This is a genomic window from Sorangium sp. So ce185 (assembly GCF_051526825.1).
In the GTDB taxonomy this organism is placed as follows: domain Bacteria; phylum Myxococcota_A; class Polyangia; order Polyangiales; family Polyangiaceae; genus Sorangium; species Sorangium cellulosum_D.
On the sequence record NZ_CP150316.1, the window covers coordinates 3,478,287 to 3,495,000 of the forward strand.

General features: G+C 70.9%; 14 protein-coding genes (1 of these 14 running past the window's edge). 9 read left to right on the forward strand and 5 right to left on the reverse strand.

The genetic code is table 11. The features are described from left to right. Positions 1-142: 142 nt before the first annotated feature. Positions 143-1,114: a hypothetical protein gene (locus WMF26_RS12975; protein WP_438000577.1), complete on the forward strand. Its 972-nt coding sequence runs from the start codon at positions 143-145 to the stop codon at positions 1,112-1,114. Positions 1,115-1,195: 81 nt separating this feature from the next. Here WMF26_RS12975 and WMF26_RS12980 read toward each other — a convergent pair whose 3' ends face one another. Both WMF26_RS12980 and WMF26_RS12985 read right to left on the reverse strand, forming a co-directional pair. Then, the gene (locus tag WMF26_RS12980) at positions 1,196-3,013 is read right to left on the reverse strand and encodes a DUF885 domain-containing protein (RefSeq protein WP_438000578.1); all 1,818 of its coding nucleotides are present in this window, start codon (positions 3,011-3,013) and stop codon (positions 1,196-1,198) included. A gap of 174 nt (positions 3,014-3,187) precedes the next feature. Further along, positions 3,188-4,090: a bestrophin family protein gene (locus WMF26_RS12985; protein WP_438000579.1), complete on the reverse strand. Its 903-nt coding sequence runs from the start codon at positions 4,088-4,090 to the stop codon at positions 3,188-3,190. A gap of 220 nt (positions 4,091-4,310) precedes the next feature. Between WMF26_RS12985 and WMF26_RS12990 the strand changes: the two genes are divergently transcribed. Continuing rightward, complete coding sequence (locus WMF26_RS12990; protein ID WP_438000580.1) at positions 4,311-5,525, forward strand: metallophosphoesterase; 1,215 nt, start codon at positions 4,311-4,313, stop codon at positions 5,523-5,525. 190 nt (positions 5,526-5,715) lie between these two features. Here WMF26_RS12990 and WMF26_RS12995 read toward each other — a convergent pair whose 3' ends face one another. Beyond that, on the reverse strand, positions 5,716-5,982 hold the full coding sequence (locus tag WMF26_RS12995; protein WP_020734582.1) for a hypothetical protein: 267 nt from the start codon (positions 5,980-5,982) through the stop codon (positions 5,716-5,718). 353 nt (positions 5,983-6,335) lie between these two features. Here WMF26_RS12995 and WMF26_RS13000 point away from each other — a divergent pair, with 353 nt between their 5' ends. The 7 genes from WMF26_RS13000 (at position 6,336) to WMF26_RS13030 (ending at position 15,176) form a co-directional block, all read left to right on the forward strand. After that, a complete protein-coding gene (locus WMF26_RS13000; protein ID WP_438000581.1) occupies positions 6,336-8,729 on the forward strand; it encodes a glycoside hydrolase family 9 protein in 2,394 nt (797 codons plus the stop codon). Between the two features lie 229 nt (positions 8,730-8,958). Next, positions 8,959-9,879, forward strand: a complete 921-nt coding sequence (locus tag WMF26_RS13005) for a LysR family transcriptional regulator (RefSeq protein ID WP_438000582.1) — start codon at positions 8,959-8,961, stop codon at positions 9,877-9,879. Between the two features lie 234 nt (positions 9,880-10,113). Then, complete coding sequence (locus tag WMF26_RS13010) at positions 10,114-11,268, forward strand: 2Fe-2S iron-sulfur cluster-binding protein (RefSeq protein WP_438000583.1); 1,155 nt, start codon at positions 10,114-10,116, stop codon at positions 11,266-11,268. Next, on the forward strand, positions 11,250-12,167 hold the full coding sequence (locus WMF26_RS13015; RefSeq protein ID WP_438000584.1) for a sterol desaturase family protein: 918 nt from the start codon (positions 11,250-11,252) through the stop codon (positions 12,165-12,167). The genes WMF26_RS13010 and WMF26_RS13015 overlap by 19 nt, the downstream gene beginning before the upstream one ends. A 189-nt stretch (positions 12,168-12,356) precedes the next feature. Next, positions 12,357-12,815, forward strand: a complete 459-nt coding sequence (locus tag WMF26_RS13020; protein ID WP_438000585.1) for a hypothetical protein — start codon at positions 12,357-12,359, stop codon at positions 12,813-12,815. Positions 12,816-12,834: 19 nt separating this feature from the next. Continuing rightward, positions 12,835-13,860: a hypothetical protein gene (locus WMF26_RS13025; protein WP_438000586.1), complete on the forward strand. Its 1,026-nt coding sequence runs from the start codon at positions 12,835-12,837 to the stop codon at positions 13,858-13,860. Then, positions 13,857-15,176 carry a Dyp-type peroxidase gene (locus tag WMF26_RS13030; protein WP_438000587.1) on the forward strand — a complete coding sequence of 440 codons (1,320 nt, stop codon included), beginning with the start codon at positions 13,857-13,859 and terminating at the stop codon, positions 15,174-15,176. The genes WMF26_RS13025 and WMF26_RS13030 overlap by 4 nt, the downstream gene beginning before the upstream one ends. A gap of 47 nt (positions 15,177-15,223) precedes the next feature. Here WMF26_RS13030 and WMF26_RS13035 read toward each other — a convergent pair whose 3' ends face one another. Both WMF26_RS13035 and WMF26_RS13040 read right to left on the reverse strand, forming a co-directional pair. Further along, entirely contained in the window at positions 15,224-16,219 is a 996-nt protein-coding gene (locus WMF26_RS13035) for an HTTM domain-containing protein (RefSeq protein WP_438000588.1), read from the reverse strand. Then, a protein-coding gene (locus WMF26_RS13040) for a hypothetical protein (RefSeq protein WP_438000589.1) crosses the window boundary here: on the reverse strand, positions 16,216-16,714 show its 3' portion. It continues 56 nt past the right edge of the window; only the last 499 of its 555 coding nucleotides appear in the window; its start codon lies off the right edge, out of view; the stop codon is at positions 16,216-16,218. Before WMF26_RS13040 ends, WMF26_RS13035 begins: the two co-directional genes overlap by 4 nt.

Here is a 16,714-nt window from a genome sequence, read left to right on the forward strand (position 1 = left end):
CCAGACTTTTTTTTGGCCGGGCGCGTCGCACGTCGCGCATCGCACGAGTTGCAGGCGCCTGGCACGTCCAGGCTCCACGAGGACCCGCCGCGCCGACCCGGCGCCAGCGCGGTCCAGGGCCCAGGCTCACCGGAGGTTGCTGATGAAAACGGTCCAGATCCAATCCATCTTCCCCTTGCGTCTGGGCGGCTCGCTGCTGCTCGCGGCGAGCCTCCTCGCGTGCTCGTCGGACGGCGAGCACGACCCGGGGAGCACGAGCTCCGCGGGGACGGCCGGCGGTGGAAACGAAGGCGCCGGCGGCGACGGCGCCGGGGGCGGCGATGCTCAGGGCGCGCGGTGCGACCCTGGCAAGCCGTTCGGGGCGCGCGAGGTGCTCGAGGAGATCGAAGGCGACGTCCTGTCGCCCTGGCTCACCGCCGACGAGCTCACGATCCTCTTCTCCAGGCAGACGGAGGACAACGACAACGAGCTCTTCATCGCGACCCGGCCGTCGCGCGACGCGGCGTTCGGCGCGCCGCGGCCGCTCACCGGCGTGAACACGAGGTCGGCCGAGTACGGCGCCTCCATGTCGCCGGACGGCCTCTCGCTCTATTACATATCGACCGCCCAGGCCTACGTCTCGAGGCGCGCTTCCACGGCGGAGGAGTTCGGGCCCGGTGAGCTGATGACCTCGGATGATGTTTTCCTCAACGGCCTGCAGGTGGTCAGCGGCGGGATCTACTACGTGACCGCGTATCAGGCCGGCGATAACGAGCTCTACTTCCTCGCAGACCCGACAGACCCGCTCAGCGAGCCGTATCCAGCTGTCGAGTACGACGGCAGGAGAGAGCGCCCGGGAGGCGGGTTCCACATCAGCCCGGACGGGCTGACGCTCTATTACTCCACGGCGATGTCCGGGGACGGGAGCACGACGTTCTACCGCGCCACGCGGCCCAGCACGGAGGTGCCGAAATTCCGTGACGTGGAGCCGATCGCCGAGCTCAACGACCCCTCGCTGACCCCGAAGGTGCGCACCGTCGGCTGGGTGTCGGACGACGGGTGCGTGCTCTACGGCCCGACCGGCCTCTCGCCCGAAAACCAGTACGACATCGTGCGGGCCACCCGGGGGAGATGAGGCGCCCGCGACAGCGGCCCCTTCGCGCGCGCCGCCTTGCCTCACCTCACGGCTGGACGCCGGTCCGAGGTGGCGATCGGCTCAGGGGAGGCGCGCGCGCGACGCGACCCAGCGCGCGATCTGGTCGCCGAGGATCGGCAGGGTGACCGCGCCCGCGCCGAGCAGCGCGTCGTGGAAACCCTTGATGTCGAACCGGGGCCCGAGCTTCTGCTCGGCGTCCTTGCGCAGCCGCAGGATCTCCAGTTGCCCGACCTTGTACGCGAGCGCCTGCCCGGGCCAGGTGATGTAGCGATCGACCTCGTTCACGACGACGCCCTCGCCGAGGATCGTGTTCTCCATCATGTACGTCACGGCCTGCGCGCGGCTCCAGCCCTTCGCGTGGAGCCCCGTGTCGAGCACGAGCCGGCACGCGCGCCAGGCGTCGGCGCTCAGCATCCCGAGCCGATCGAGGTCGCTGGAGTAGAGCCCCATCTCGTTCGCCAGCCGCTCGCTGTAGAGCCCCCAGCCCTCCGTGAACGCCATGACGTTCGCGTGCTTGCGAAACGCGGGCACCTCGCCGAGCTCCTGCGCCAGCGCGACCTGGACGTGGTGGCCAGGGATCGCCTCGTGGAACGCGACGACCTCGGACTCGAAGCGGCGGCGCGTCTCGGGCGCATACGTGTTGACGAAGTACGTCCCGGGGCGGCTCCCGTCCTGCGCGGGCTCGCGGTAGAAGGCGGGCGGGGAGTGCTTCTCCTCGAACGCCTCCATGCGCTTCACGACGAGCGGGGTCCGGGGCAGGGCGCCGATCCACGCAGGGAGCGCGGCCCTGGCCCGCGCGACCGCCGCCGACGCCGCCGCCTCGACCTCGTCGCGCGTGGCGTAGGCGAGCGCCTTGTCCTCGCGGAGGCGGCGCTGGATCTCCGCGAGATCCGCGGTGCCGAGCGCCTTCGCGCCGAGCGCCTTCATCTCGTCCCGGATGCGCGCGACCTGCTCGAGGCCCATCGCGTGGACATCGTCGGCCGAGAGCGGGAGCGAGGTGCTCGCCTGGATGAGGCGCGCGTAGCACGCCTCGCCGCCGGGCACGTGGGACAGGCCCGCGCGCGCCTGGTCCCTGGCGCGCGGCAGGATCTCGCGGGCGAGCGCCTCTCGGTAGCGCGAGAAGGCCGGACGGGCGCCGCCCTCGACGGCCTGCTCCACCGCCGCCGCGAACGATTTCTGCTCCGCTTCCGGCCAGTCGGGGTGCGCGGCGTCGCGGGGGCTCATGAGCGCCCACTCGCCCGAGGGCTTCGCGAGCAGCTCGTCGAGCTGGTCGATCACGCGCTCCACCGTGGCGCGCGGGGCCACCTTGCCCTGCTCGAGCGCTCGCCGGAGCCGGTCGGTGCGAGCGTCCACGTACGCGCCGATCTTGCTCCAGCGCGCGACGAGGGCGCGGCCCTCCTCCACCGTGCGCACCGTCTGGACCCGCGCGAGCTGGAAGAGCTCGACCTGCGGCCCCCCGAGCTGGTCGGCCGTCCACGCCGAGAGGTCACACGCGCGCCACGCGAGGTCGCTCTCGATCTCATGGACAAGCATCCCGTGCGTGACGCGATCGGGGAGCGCGAGGGACGCCGCGTCGATCGCGCGCGCCCGCCCGAGCAGCGCCTCGAGGCGCGCGATCTCGCGCGCGCGGCCGGCCTCGGTGACGTCGGGGAGGCGGTCGTCGTGGCTGCGGAAGCCGAGGAACGTCGCGTCAACGGGCTCGGCCGCGAGCCGGCCGTCCCAGTACTCGCCGGCGAGCGCCGCGAGCCGCGCCGCCGCGGCGGAGCCTTGCGTCTCGGTGCGCGCCGGCGTCGCCGGCGACCGGGGCTCGGTGCAGGCGAGCGGGGTCAGGGCGAAGAGCGCCAGCGACAGCAGCACGGTCCGTGATGAATGGAACAAGGAGCCCTCCAGCGTGGATGCGATGATGCCTCTTTCCGTCAAGGCGCGCGCACGATTGCCTGGTGGATGCCAGTTGCCTCGGTGTTCCGTCGCTCGATCGTACATCGACGGCGTCGATTTCATGCGCTCGAGCGCTCCCGCGCAAGCCGGGGCGAATTTTGCGGGACGTGGCGCTCAGTCCACATAGCTCTCGGCCTTCGACGCCATCACCAGGACGAGCGGCGAGGAGCCGAGGAGGTTGCGCTCGATGGTGTCGCAGATGCGCGTGAGCGGCAGGTCGTTCGGCTCGTGGCCGAAGGGGTCGTCGAGCTCCCCGCCGAGCGCCTCGATCATCAGGACGGGGTAGGCCACCATCATCGTCACCAAGGGCGTCATGAACCCGATCGCGTTGATGAGGGCGAGGGGCAGCGTCGCCAGGTAGAGCGCCACGCCGCGCCGGAGGAGCAGCACGTAGCCGAGCGGCGTCGGCGTCTTGAGGATGCGCTCGCAGCCCCCGAGGCAGTTGACGAGGACGTTCAGCTCCTCCTCGGCGCACACCGCCATGTTGCGCTCGAGGCTCCCGGCCCGCGCGAAGGCCGCGAGGCGCTCGGAGACCTGCTGCGCGGCGTAGAGCGGCGGGTGGGGGTGCGCCGCCATGGCCTCGACCTGCCCCGCGGAGAGGAGCCGCTCGATCTCGGGGCGCTCGGCCTGCCCGCGCAGCGAGCGCCGCGAGGCGTGGACGAACACCACCACCCACACGGCGAGCTCGCGCGCCTCGGCCGGGTCCACCGCGGCGTGCGCGTTCACGATGCGCGTGATGTTGCGGCTCGCGTTCACGATCGAGCCCCAGAGGGTCCGGCCCTCCCAGAAGCGGTTGTAAGCCGTGTTCGTGCGGAACGCGAGGATGAGGGCGATCACCGCGCCCGCGACCTCGTAAAAGCCGATCGAGAGCCCAACGCGCGGGATGTAGCGGTCCGCGAGCCACAGCGCCGCGGCGATGACCCCGAAGGCCAGCACGCGCCGCATGACGCCCGGCGAGAAGGAGCCGCGCGGGGACACCAGCAGGTGAATCCATTCGCTCCTCGGGTACGGGATCATCGGGCGCGGTCCTGGCGGCGCTCCCCGCAGCGCATCGCGCCTCCGTACCAGCAGGGGGCCTATGCCGCAACGCCGCGGGCCCCAAGGGGGTAAGCCCGCCCGTCGCACGACCGGACCCGGGCGCCTGGCGCGGGCGCGCCGGACGCGGGAGACTCGCCCGTCCGACCGGGCAGGGCAGACCGCGGTGGCTCTGCGCGCCCGCGTCGCCTGGAGCCGTCGCTTGAAGCCCCTCTCCCCCGTCGTCCTGTTCTGGGTGGCCTCCCTCCTGGCCTGGCTCCTCGTCGTCGTCGCGGCGCGGCGCCGCCGCGGCCGGCTCTACGCCCGGTTCGTCGGCGTGCTGCTCGGCATCCACACGCTGATCGCGTGCGCGCTCTTCCGCCACGTCGGCCCGCTCGCGCCGGCGTTCGCGTACCTCCACGGCGCGGTCTACCTGCACTTCCTCCTGCTCTCGCGCCCGCGGATGCGCCCGCTCGTCTACCGGGCGCTCGTGAGCATCCCGGCGTCCTACTTCGTGGCCGCGACCTTCCTGTCGTTCCCGTGGGCCATCGCGGGCGCCCTCGGCGCGACGCCGTACGGCCTCTGGGCGCCGTTCGCCCTCGCCGGCGTCGGCATCCTCCAGTCGCTCACCGCCCGCCGCGAGGAGGTCGAGCTCGTTGTCGACCGCGCGCGCGTCGACGGGCTGAAGCGCCACCCGCTCCCGCGCGAGGGCGCGCCCCCCGCGCGCCGCCCGCTCCGCATCGTCCAGATCACCGACCCTCACCTCGGCCCGTTCATGTCCGTCGCGCGGCTCCGCGGCATCTGCGAGCGCGCGGTCGCGCGCGATCCGGATCTCGTCGTGCTCACCGGCGACTACCTGACCATGGAGTCGCAGGACACCGCGGAGCACCTCGCCGAGGCGCTGGCCCCGCTCCGCGCCCTGGAGGGCCGCGTGTTCGCGTGCCATGGCAACCACGATCACGAGTCGCCCCGCCTCGTCGCGACCGCGCTCGCCCGGGCCGGGGTGCGCCTGCTCGTCGACGAGGCGGCGCTCGTCGAGACGGCCGCGGGGCCGGTCCAGGTGCTCGGGATGGACTTCCACTACCGCGATCGCGCGGAGCGCATGGCCGAGGTCTGCGCCCGGCACCCGCGCGCGCCCGGGGCGCTCCGGCTCGTCCTGCTCCACGATCCGGGTGCGTTCCGCCTCCTCGGCGAGGGCGAGGGGGATCTCGTGCTCTCCGGTCACACCCATGGCGGGCAGCTCGGCCTGGTCAGCCTCGGCGGCTCGTGGACCGCCCTCCGGCTCTTCGTGAACATGCCCGATCACGGCCTGTGGGCCCGCGGCCCGGACCGGCTCTACGTGCACCGCGGGACAGGGCACTACGGCTTCCCCCTCCGGCTCGGCGTCCCCGCCGAGGAGAGCGTGCTCAAGGTGCACCTCGCCGGCGACGGCGCGTGACAGGCGAGCTCCCGCCCGGGGGGGGCGACGCCGGCCGCCCCGCGCCCCAAGGGGGGCGCGTTCCAGAGTGGATGGATGCTTCGCGGAGGAAGCCCGACGCGCCAGGGCGGCGCGGCCATCGACTCCGCGCCTCGCGCGGCGACGGCTGAGCGCGCAGGCGGGCGCGCGCGGGTAGGTAGGCGGCCGGGCGTCAGGCCTTTTCGAGGAACTTGCGCACCTGGGACTCGATGGCGCTGCCGGGGACGATGAACGGTTTGTCCGTGATGTCGACCGAGAAGCTCTGCGCGGCGATGGCATAGGAGCCCTTCACCGTCCCCGCCGGCGTGGGCACCGAGAACGTGCCGTTGCCCTCGTTGCCGCTGAACTGACCACCGGCCTTCTCGATCGCTGCCTTGGCCTTCGCGACGATGTCTTGAGCGGAGCCGGGGAAGGGGACTGAGAAGCTGTGCTTTGCCATGTCGTCTCCTCGTTGGGGTGCTCGGTCGCGATCCGGACGCGACGAGGCGCCGCAGAGCCTAGTGCGCCCGCGCCGGGGGTACCAGCGCGAATCGACCGGCGCCGGAGCACCCGGGGGATGGAACGCGCGCCGCCCCGGCCTCCGGCGCGCTCGCGATCTCCGGCGTGCTTTCCGTGGGGCTCCGGCGTGGCTCCGGCGCAGCGCCGCCGTGTCGCGCCGCGGGGAGCCGGGCGGGGATCCGCAGGACGGAGCGGCCCGCCGATTCGACGCGCAGGCGAGGATTGCGCTTGACAAGATGGACATAATTGCCGCTTTTTAAGCGCGGATTGCCCCCATCCGTGAACCGAGGACTTATGAACGACTCTCTTCTCAAGCCGTGGATCCTCCGCCGAGCGGGGCGGGTGTCCGCGCTCGTGCTCGGCGCGCTCGCGGCGAGCGCTGGATGCGCGACCTCGCAGGGCCCCTCCGCGGAGGCTCCTTCCGCCGGCGCCGCCCCGGGCGCCGACACGGGCGCCGCGGTGAGCGCCGGGCCCGCGCAGACCAACCTGCTCAAGGCCTCCGATTTCAACGACAACAAGAGCCTGCCCTGGACCACCTCGTTCACCGCGCCGGGCGCGGGCAGCGCCGAGGTGAAGAACGGCGCCTATTGCGTGACGGTGACGAACAAGGGGTCGAACAACTGGGACGCCCAGTTCCGCCACCGGGAGATGGTGATCCAGAAGGGGCACAGCTACACGATCCAGTACAAGGCCTGGGCGTCCGCGCCCACGAAGGCGCGCCCGAAGGTCGGCATGTCGGGGCCGCCGTACGACGAGTACTGGTTCGAGACCGTCGAGCTCGGGACCGAGCCCAAGACCTTCTCCGGCAAGTTCTCGATGGCGAAGGCCGACGACGCGACGGCGGAGCTCGCGTTCCACATCGGCGGCGCGATGGCGTCGGCCAAGGAGCCGTTCGAGGTCTGCATCGACGACATCCGCCTCGACGACCCGGAGTTCAGGGCCGCGGCGCCCGCGGGCGACGCGGCGGCGGCGGCGCCGAAGGTCGCCGTGAACCAGGTCGGGTATCTGCCGGGCGCGATCAAGATCGCGAGCGTGAGCAACGCCGCGACCGCGCCGCTCGCGTGGGAGCTGCTCGACGGCTCGGGCAAGCCGGTCGCGCGCGGCCAGACCAAGGTCTTCGGGAAGGACGGCGCCTCCGGCGATCACGTCCACCTCGTCGATTTCACCGCCCACAAGGCGCCGGGCCAGGGCTACGTGCTCAAGGTCGGCGAGGAGAAGAGCTACCCGTTCGACATCGGCGCCGACATCTACCAGAAGCTCAAGTACGACGCGCTCGCGTATTTCTATCACAACCGGAGCGGCATCGAGATCAAGATGCCTTATGCCGGCAAGCCCGAGCTGGCGCGCCCGGCCGGGCACCTCCAGGACAAGAGCACGCGCTGCCTCAAGGGCAGCGGTTGCGACTACGCGCTCGACGCGTCCCGCGGCTGGTACGACGCCGGCGATCACGGCAAGTACGTGGTCAACGGCGGCATCTCGGTGTGGACGCTGCTCAACTGGCACGAGCGGACGAAGCACCTCGGCAGCTCGAGCGCCGATTTCGGCGACGGCAAGCTGAGCATCCCCGAGGGCAAGAACAACGTGCCCGACATCCTCGACGAGGCGCGCTGGGAGCTCGAGTTCCTGCTGGGGATGCAGGTGCCGGAAGGCAAGCCGCTCGCCGGCATGGTGCACCACAAGATGCACGACGACGCGTGGACGGGCCTCGGCCTCGCGCCGCACGAGGACAAGATGACGCGCTCGCTGCACAAGCCGAGCACGGCGGCGACGCTCAACGTCGCTGCGGTCGGGGCGCAGTGCGCGCGCGTCTGGAAGACGGTGGACGCGGCGTTCTCCGCGCGGTGCCTCAAGGCCGCCGAGCGCGCGTGGGCGGCGGCGAAGCAGAACCCGGCCCTGTACGCGCCGCCCGGCGGCGACAAGGGCGGCGGGCCGTACGACGACACCGACGTCAAGGACGACTTCTACTGGGCCGCGGCCGAGCTCTTCGTCACCACCGGCAAGCCGGAGTACAAGCAGTACCTCCAGGCCTCGCCGCTCAACGCGCGGTTCCCGACGGAGGTCGACGGGGTGGCCTCGTCGATGAACTGGAAGGTCACGGACGCGCTCGGCCAGATCTCGATGGCGATCGTGCCCGGCCACGTCGACGCGGCGTGGCAGCAGCAGATCCGCGGCCGCATCGCGAAGGCCGCCGACCAGTACCTCGCGGTCGCCGAGAAGGAGGGCTACCGGACGCTCGTCCAGCGGACGCCCGCCGGCAAGTACGAGTGGGGCTCGAACTCCTTCGTGCTCAACAACATGCTCGTGGTCGCGCTCGCCCACGACTTCACCAAGCAGCCGAAGTACCTCGACGGGGTGGTGCTCGGCATGGACTACCTCCTCGGGCGCAACGCGCTCGGGCAGTCGTACGTGACCGGCTATGGCGACAAGCCGCTCGAGAACCCGCACCACCGGTTCTGGGCCCACCAGGCGAACGGCAAGTACCCAAAGGCGCCGCCCGGCGCCGTGTCCGGCGGCCCGAACTCCTCGCTGCAGGACCCTCACGTCCAGAGCGCCGGCCTCAAGGGGTGCGTCGCGCAGCGGTGCTTCGTCGACCACATCGAGGCCTGGAGCGTCAACGAGATCACGATCAACTGGAACGCGCCGTTCGCGTGGGTGACCGGCTTCCTCGACGAGAAGGCGAAGAAGTAGGGTCGCCGAGCCGAGGGCGGGCGCTCCGGAGCGCGCGTGCGCTCCGGGGCGCGGCCCGGCCGGCCCAGCCCCCAGGCTGGAGAGATCGCGCCATCGACCCCACGACGCCCGCCGCCTTGGCCGGCTCGCTGGCCAGCACCCTGAGCCGCCGACCTCAAGGAGGCGCGGAGGAGCTCGCCCCCCCGCGGGCCGACCGCGGCACGTGGTGGGGCCGCGCTACCCTTTCCGCATGAGCGCACCGCCGCTCCCGCGCCTGCGCGCCGTGGACCTGAACCTGCTCACCGTGCTCGACGTCATGCTCGCCGAGCGCAACGTGACACGGGCAGCCGAGCGCCTCGGCATGACCCAGCCGGCCGTGAGCAGCGCTCTGGCCCGGATGCGGCTGCTGTTCGACGACGACCTCTTCGTGCGTTGCGGCAAGGAGATGGCTCCGACGCCGCGCGCCCTCTCGCTCGCCGGCCCGATCCGGAGGGCGCTCGACCTGATCCAGGCCTCGCTCGCTCAGCCTGACGCCTTCGACTACACGGCGAGCCACACCTTCAAGCTGGGGATCGGCGACCTCGGAGAGGCCGTTCTCTTGCCCCGGTTTCTGCGGTGGCTCGAGCAGCTCGGCGCTCGCGTCCGGATCGAGATCTGCCGCGAGCCCGGGGCGCTGCTGCAGAATGAAATGCGGCTCGGCAAGGTCGAGCTCGTCCTGGATCACGTCGTCATCCCGGGCGAGGGGTTCCGGCGAGAGCGCGTGCTCGACGTCGAGCTCGTCCCGCTGGTGCGCCAGGATCACCCGACCGTGGGGCCATCCTTGACCGTCGACGAGTACATGGCGCTCGAGCACGTCATCCTCGAGCCGCGCGAGGGCCAGACCGACCTGGCGGAGCACACCCAGGCCGTCGTGGGGCGATCGCGGCGCGTGCAGGTGCAGGTTCCCCATTATCTATCGATGCCGTTCATCGTCTCGCAGTCGAACCTCGTCTGCACGCTGCCGCTCCCCCTGGCCCGGCTGTTCGAGCAGCACTTCCCCGTCCGGGTAGTAAGCTGTCCGCTGCCCATCCAGCCGATCCCGCTGTTCATGATGTGGCACGTATGTCAGGAGGCCGACCCGGCCCATCAGTGGCTCCGGCGATCCCTCGCCGATCTCTGCAGCCGCGTCTGACCCGTCCTCGGCGGGCGGGCTGGTTCACGAAGCGGCGCGACCCCGGATTCCGCGGAATATTCGCGCCGGTTAACTGACTCATACCGTTTCTTGATTGGGCTTTGCGTGGGTCCCCGCCCATGAAATCCGCGCGCTCAGGGCCGCACGAGCAAGCGGCGGCCGAGCGAAGAGCGACCCGAGCTCGCGGCCAGGTGCCGCGGACCTGGGGGGCCATCCACACGGAGAGAACACATCATGTTCGGATTGTCATCTGTCCGCCGAAAGCGAGGTCGAGGCGGGACGCTTCATGTCCTGGGCAGCGAGCGCGCGGCGGCCATCGAGCCCGGAGAGACGCTGCTCAGCGCAGCCGCGCGCGCAAATATCCCCTTCCCCCGGCTGTGCAACGTGGGCGAGTGCGGTACTTGCAAGTGCCGGCTCACCAAGGGGCGTGTCCGCCTCAAAAAGGACATCTCTGGCCACGTCACGCCCGAGGAGCTCTCTGCCGGCTTCATCCTCGCCTGCCAGAGCCTGGCCGAGTCGGAGGACGTGGCGGTCGAGGTCCCGGGCGTGGGCCGCGAGCGCTCGACGCGCCGTGCGTCGGTGCAGCCGGTGCAGACTGACGCGAGCATCACGCGCGCGACGCCGCTCGCGCCCGGCATCCTCGCGATCGAGGTCGGGCTCGCCGCGGAGATCCGCTACGTGGCCGGGCAGTATGCGCAGCTCACGTCGCCCGGCGTCCCTGGGCTTGGCGAGCCGCGCTGCTACTCGTTCGCCGAGGCGCCGGCCCGAGCCTCGCCGCGAAGGGCGCTCTTTCATATCCGCCACGTCCCGGGCGGCGCCTTCACCGATTGGCTCTTCGCCGCCGATCGGACGGGATCGCGCCTCTGCTTCTCGGGGCCCCACGGCGGCTTCCGCTACCACGAGGCCGAACGGCCGCTCCTCTGCGTGGCAGGAGGTACCGGCCTTTCGCCGATAAGCGCGATCCTCGAGCAAGGGATCTCGGACGGGCTGGCTCGCGACGTGACGCTGGTCGTCGGCGCGCGCACCCAAGAGGACCTCTACGGGCTCGACACCATCGCCTCGATCGAGGAGCGATGGCGAGGGCGGTTCGCCTTCGTTCCCGTGCTCTCGCGAGAGCCCGCAGGCTCGAGCTGGACAGGGCGGGAGGGGCACGTCACGGACTACCTCCGTGAGGTCGCCGCGGCCCACGCCGATCGCGCGGCCTACCTGTGCGGTCCGCCCGGGATGATCGACGCCGCGCTCGACGTGCTGCGCGGCGTGATCCCGCCGGACCACTTGCATTACGACAGGTTCCTGGACCGCGGCTCGATCGCCCTCGCCACCCGGGCGGGCGGAAGAGCCCGGACACCGCGCGCGGAAGGAGGGTCATCGTGCTCGGAAGTGCTCTGATCGCCTTCGCGCTCATCGCGATCTTCGCCGCGTTGGAGACCGCGTTCGGCCTGTACCGTCGCCCCGGCGTGCTCACCATGCGGGAGCTCGGCGCGAGCCTCGTGGGGCTCGGCAGCTTCCTGCTGGTGCGTGGCGCATCCTTCGCAGCCTTGATCTGGGCGTTCAAGGCCCTCTGGCCGCGCTCCGAGGGGGCGCTCGCGGGCGTGAGCTTCTGGCTCGCCTTCCCGATCTACGTGCTCGTCGAGGAGTACGCGGTATACTGGTTCCACCGCAAGAGCCATGAATGGCCGTGGCTGTGGCGTGTCCACAAACCGCACCACGCCCCGCGCAACATGAACATCGGCGTCGGGTACCGGCAAAACTGGTTGTGGCATGTGCTGGTGCCTGGCGCGTGGTTGGCCCCGGCCGTCGTCTGGCTCGGCCAGCCTGGCGCCTACGCGGCTGGATTGGCCTTCAGGACGCTGATGGTCTTGATGGAGCACTCCGATCTCCGCTGGGATCTGCCGCTCCAGCGCAACCGCTTCACGCGTCCTTTCATGTGGGTGATCGAGCGCGTCGTCTCGCTGCCCGACACCCACCATGTCCACCACGGCGTCGGCCGCTACGGCAACGCCATGAAGAACTATGGCGTCGCCCTCATCTGCTTCGATGTCATCCATGGCACGCTCATGATCCCGCATGCCCGGCAGGAGGGCTTCGGGCTGCCCGACGACGCGCCGGTCGAGCCCTGGGCTGAGCAGCTTTTCTGGCCGTTCGTGCGCTCGACGAGCTCGACGAAGAAGGTGGAGAAGGTGGCGGCCCGTCGCCCGTCGATCGAGCCAGCGCCGACGGCGGCCGCGCTCGCCGCGGCAGAGGCGGTCATTTACACCGCCGATGGCCGCGCCGTCGTGGTGCGCTGAGCCGCCCCCGGACTGGATGGGGCGCCCGCGCGATCCCGGCATGACGTCCGGAAGATCGGCGCCCCCATCCTCCAGGTTCCGCCCCGTCACGACGTCGGGTCGGGCAGCCGCCGAGGCATGGTTGACCGGCCGCCACGCCGTCTTACATGCCACCCAGGAGCGGCGACGCCCCTTCCTGAGGAGATGATCATGTCCACGAGCGAGAGGACGCCGGCCAACGGCCTCACCATCCTTGCCGACGTCAAGCCGGACAAGATCGCGGAGATCCGCGCGCAGGCGGGGAGGATGGCGGCGCTGCCGCTGCACGAGCTGCTCGGGCCGCTGACCCTCCATTTCGCGCGGTGGGTCCTCGTCAACAATGACACGCAGTTCCTGTACATCGCCATCTTCGACACCGACTTCGATCAGTACACCGAAGACGCGATCAGGATCTTCAACCAGGTCGGCATGGGCTCGCTCTTCCTGAACCTCGTGGGGTTCCCGGAGAACGGGATGAAGGACCCCGAGGCGTTCAAGAAGTTCGTCCGCGAGCACCATCGCCCGAGCTTCCTCGAATACTCGGAGTACGAGGGGGTCACGGTGAAGGAGATCAAGCGGGCGCTCCAGGTCGAAGAGGGGTTCTCGGCGATGCTCGACGCCATGCAGTGAGAGACCGGAGGGAGCCGAGATGACCGCACCGACGGCGCCGCGGACCTACAACCAGACCCACGCGCCCCGGAGCTACGCCGCCGGTCGGCGCCGCGTCAGCATCTACGCCTCCTGGACGTACCCGGGGGAGGCGAACCTGGACGTCAACGTGCTGGACGACCGGTACAACACCATGTTCGAGTTCCGCCGGGTGTTCTATCCCGAGTTCGAATGGGCGGCGAGCCCACGTTCGTACCAGCAGGGCATCGCGGGGGTGCTGGAGCTGATCCTCCGGACCTGGGCGCCGTTCCAGCAGTTCGCCGCGGAGGTCACCGGACAGCCGGTCCCCCTGTTCCAGGGGATCGATCAAGCCGGCTACCCGCTCCCGCTCGACGAGCGGGTGCTCGCGGACGCGGACACGCTGCTCGTGTTCGGCACCGAGATCCTGCGCGCCCAGATGGAGCCCTCCCCGGAGGAGGTCGAGGCGGTCCGACGCTTCCTGGCGCGCGAGGGGACCTGCCTGGTCGTCGGCCCGCACCACGACATCGGACGATCCGACGACCCCGAGGAGCGCGAGAAGGAGTTCCACCACCACGGCGACGTCGCGACGCCGCGCCGGCAACGCTTCGGCGGCTACGCCCGGGCCCTCTTGAAGGGGCTCGGGGTGCCCGTCGAGAACCGCTGGGGGCTCCGGTCCGCGGTCGTCCCGGGGACCCGCGACGTCACGCCGCTGTGCGTCCTGAGGGATCTGGACACGCGCGGCTTCCTCGAGGGCGTCACGGTGTTCAACTACCATCCTCACCTGCCCCATTATGCGGTGACCACCGACGACCCGAGGTCAGTGCGTGTCCTGGCCACGCGGCCCATCGACATGACGAGGCCGCCGCACCCCTTCACGGAGGCGGGCAACCGGGAGTTCAACGCGGTCGTCTGGGTGCCTCCGGGCGGCGACCGCGCCGGCGACGTGCTGGTGGCAGACTCCACCCTCTTCAGCTCGCTGTACGGCGTCACGAACAGCCTGAAGCAGTTCTGGCGAAACATCGTGAGGGGAGGCGGCGCGCAATGACGCTCGAGCTCGACGACATCCAGAGCGGCATCCTCCGCCCCCGGCCGACCCCCTACGCGGCGACCTACCTCCTCGTCCGCATCGACGACCCGGTCGACGGGCGGAGGCTGATGCAGCGCGCGAGCGAGCTGGTGGCGTCGGCCGCGAGCGCGACGAGCCCGGACAGGGATGCGTGGGTGAACGTGGGCCTCACCTTCCAGGGCCTCAGGGCGCTGGGGGTGCCGCAGGCCTCGCTCGACAGCTTCCCGCCGGAGTTTCAGCAAGGGATGGCCGCGCGCGCCGCCGTGCTGGGCGACACCGGCGAGAGCGCCCCTGCCCACTGGGAGGCGCCGCTCGGCACGCCGGACGTCCATGTGGTGTTCGCCGCCATCGCGCCGGACGCCGAGCGCCTCGCGACGCGGATCGATCGCGCGCTGAAGGCGATCGGCGCGCTGTCGGGGCTCGCGGCGATCTGGCGCGAGGACTGCCACGTGCTCGCCAGCGGGCAGGAGCCCTTCGGGTTCATGGATGGTGTCAGCCAGCCCGCGATCGAGGGGAGCGGCATCCCGGGCACGAACCCCGACGAGCCCCCCTTGAAGCCGGGTGAGTTCGTCCTCGGCTATCCCGACGAGCTGGGCGGCCTGCCGCCGATGCCCACGCCCGAGGTGCTGGGCAGGAACGGCACCTACGCGGTCCTGCGCAAGGTGCGCCAGCGCGTCGCGGCGTTCCGCCAGTTCCTGAAGGAGAGCTCGGCGAACCCCGAGGAAGAGGAGTGGCTCGCCGCCAAGATGATGGGGCGCTGGCGGAGCGGCGCGCCGCTGGCGCTCAGCCCGGAGAAGGACGATCCCGCCCTGGGCGCCGACCCGACGCGCAACAACGCCTTCCTCTACCGTGACGATCCGAAGGGGTACAAGACCCCTCCGGGCTCGCACATCCGGCGCGCGAACCCGCGCGACGCGCTGGGGGGCGGAGACACGGTGCGGATCCACCGCGTGCTCCGGCGCCGCACGACCTACGGCCCGCCGCTGCCGGACGGCGCGCTGGAGGACGACGGCGCCGACCGGGGCCAGGTGCTCCTGTTCATCGGCGCGCACCTGCGTCGGCAGTTCGAGTTCGTGCAGTCGGTCTGGCTCAACGACAGCGAGTTCATCGGAGCCGGCGCGGACCGAGATCCCATCGCCAGCACCGGCGAGGGGGGCGGCGGCTTCACCATCCCGCGCTGGCCGGTCCGCCGCCGCGTCCAGGGTCTGTCCCGGTTCGTGGTCACGCGCGGCGGAGAATACTGCTTCATGCCCGGGCTGCGCGCCCTGCGCTGGCTCGCCGCGCTCGGCACGTGACCAGGCCCACGCGGCGACCCCCACCGGGACCGCGGTCGAGCGGAGGATCACGTTCGCGGACGGGACCCGCGAACCCATCGCCGAAGAGCGCCCACAGCCGAGGGCGCCCGCGCCCGTCGAGGGTCCGCCTCCACGCCGAACGCGGCAATGGTGAAGACCGACATGATCGCACCGAAGACATCGAGCCTCATGAAGACCGCGATCCCGACGTGCAATCCGACCGTGGCTGCTACCCAGAGCCGCCGGGTCCGACGTGGCCAGATGAAGAACGGGTACCCGATCTCCACGAGCAGCACCATCCACCCCGCGGCCATGGCGACCCACGCGTGGTGAGCGAGCCACGAAAAATCGAACCGCCGGTACTCGGGCAGCATGAGCGAGCGCCATATCGCGTCGCCGTCCCACCACGCTGAGCCCACCGCCTTTTCCAGACCACTCGAAAGGTAGACGAGACAGAGGTGCAGCTGCACCACCCGCAGCGCGAGACGCGCAGTCGCGCTCGGCTCGGGCGGCGCTCGTCCGAAGACACGATCGAGCGACAGCGCAGCGCCAGAAGGCATGAATATGAGGTAGAACAGGAAGATGTTCGCGAACTGATCTGCTCCGTAGTTCGTCCGCTCCGCGGTCACCATCAACGTGAAATGCACGAGCCACGCGCACGCCGCGGAGGACCTCGTCCTCCAGCCGAGCAGGAGGCCAGCCAGCGACAGCACGTAGAGGACACCCACCCCAGCGATCACCGAGCTCTCACCGACCCCGATGCGCGAAAATGCATTCACGAGGTGGCCGATCCGGGGGAAGCCGATCGCGCCAGACCCGTCGAGGAGCTGTCCCTGAACGATGCCCGAACGCGAGTACAGCTCGGAGGCGATGGGCGCGATCAGCGCCGCCTGCGTCAAGAGGACCGACGCGAGCCCTATCCGGAGCGCCGCCAGGGGCCGCGCCGACGCGGGGGCGAACGCGAACCGCCCCATCGAGCACCACAGGCGCGCCGCTGCCTCTCTAGCGTTCGGCAGGCGCAGGGTATGGGTCCGCTGCCTCATGGCGTCGCCTCCTTGCTGACCTCGCCGGCGGCGAGCTGCGCCTTCAGGGTGAACTTGGCCCGATATTCGACATACCACTGCGGCTGCTTGCCCGCGCGAACCTCCGCCATCGAGGGCAGGTCGTAGCTCTCGAGCCGGACGACGACGCTGTCCGCCTCTGGGTGCTTGGCGAACACCTTCGCTACCCAGGACGCGACCAGGGAGCGCCTCACGGCCGGGTCCTGCTCATCCCAGTACATACCGATGATATTTTTGACGCGGAGGTCCGCTTCCCGGCTCGCTCCTGTCTCCAGCACATCGGTCGTCAGCGTTCCCGCGCGATCCCTGACCTCGAAGGTGGCCCAGGGCAAGGGCCCGACGCTCGGAGCAAAGAAGGAATACGCGCTGCTGGCCCCGGAGAGCGCGCCATAATAACCCACCGCGCGCTCCACCCATCCTCCGGGCGGTAAGCGCACATGCAGCACGCCCAGCACGAGCACCAGCCCGAGGTGGGTC

Bases quoted from the DNA above. Each gene is read 5' to 3' on its own strand.
- WMF26_RS12975 (WP_438000577.1), top strand. From the start codon at position 143: ATGAAAACGGTCCAGATCCAATCCATCTTCCCCTTGCGTCTGGGCGGC.
- WMF26_RS12985 (WP_438000579.1), bottom strand. From the start codon at position 4,090: ATGATCCCGTACCCGAGGAGCGAATGGATTCACCTGCTGGTGTCCCCG.
- WMF26_RS12995 (WP_020734582.1), bottom strand. From the start codon at position 5,982: ATGGCAAAGCACAGCTTCTCAGTCCCCTTCCCCGGCTCCGCTCAAGAC.
- WMF26_RS13000 (WP_438000581.1), top strand. From the start codon at position 6,336: ATGAACGACTCTCTTCTCAAGCCGTGGATCCTCCGCCGAGCGGGGCGG.
- WMF26_RS13005 (WP_438000582.1), top strand. From the start codon at position 8,959: ATGAGCGCACCGCCGCTCCCGCGCCTGCGCGCCGTGGACCTGAACCTG.
- WMF26_RS13010 (WP_438000583.1), top strand. From the start codon at position 10,114: ATGTTCGGATTGTCATCTGTCCGCCGAAAGCGAGGTCGAGGCGGGACG.
- WMF26_RS13020 (WP_438000585.1), top strand. From the start codon at position 12,357: ATGTCCACGAGCGAGAGGACGCCGGCCAACGGCCTCACCATCCTTGCC.
- WMF26_RS13025 (WP_438000586.1), top strand. From the start codon at position 12,835: ATGACCGCACCGACGGCGCCGCGGACCTACAACCAGACCCACGCGCCC.
- WMF26_RS13030 (WP_438000587.1), top strand. From the start codon at position 13,857: ATGACGCTCGAGCTCGACGACATCCAGAGCGGCATCCTCCGCCCCCGG.
- WMF26_RS13035 (WP_438000588.1), bottom strand. From the start codon at position 16,219: ATGAGGCAGCGGACCCATACCCTGCGCCTGCCGAACGCTAGAGAGGCA.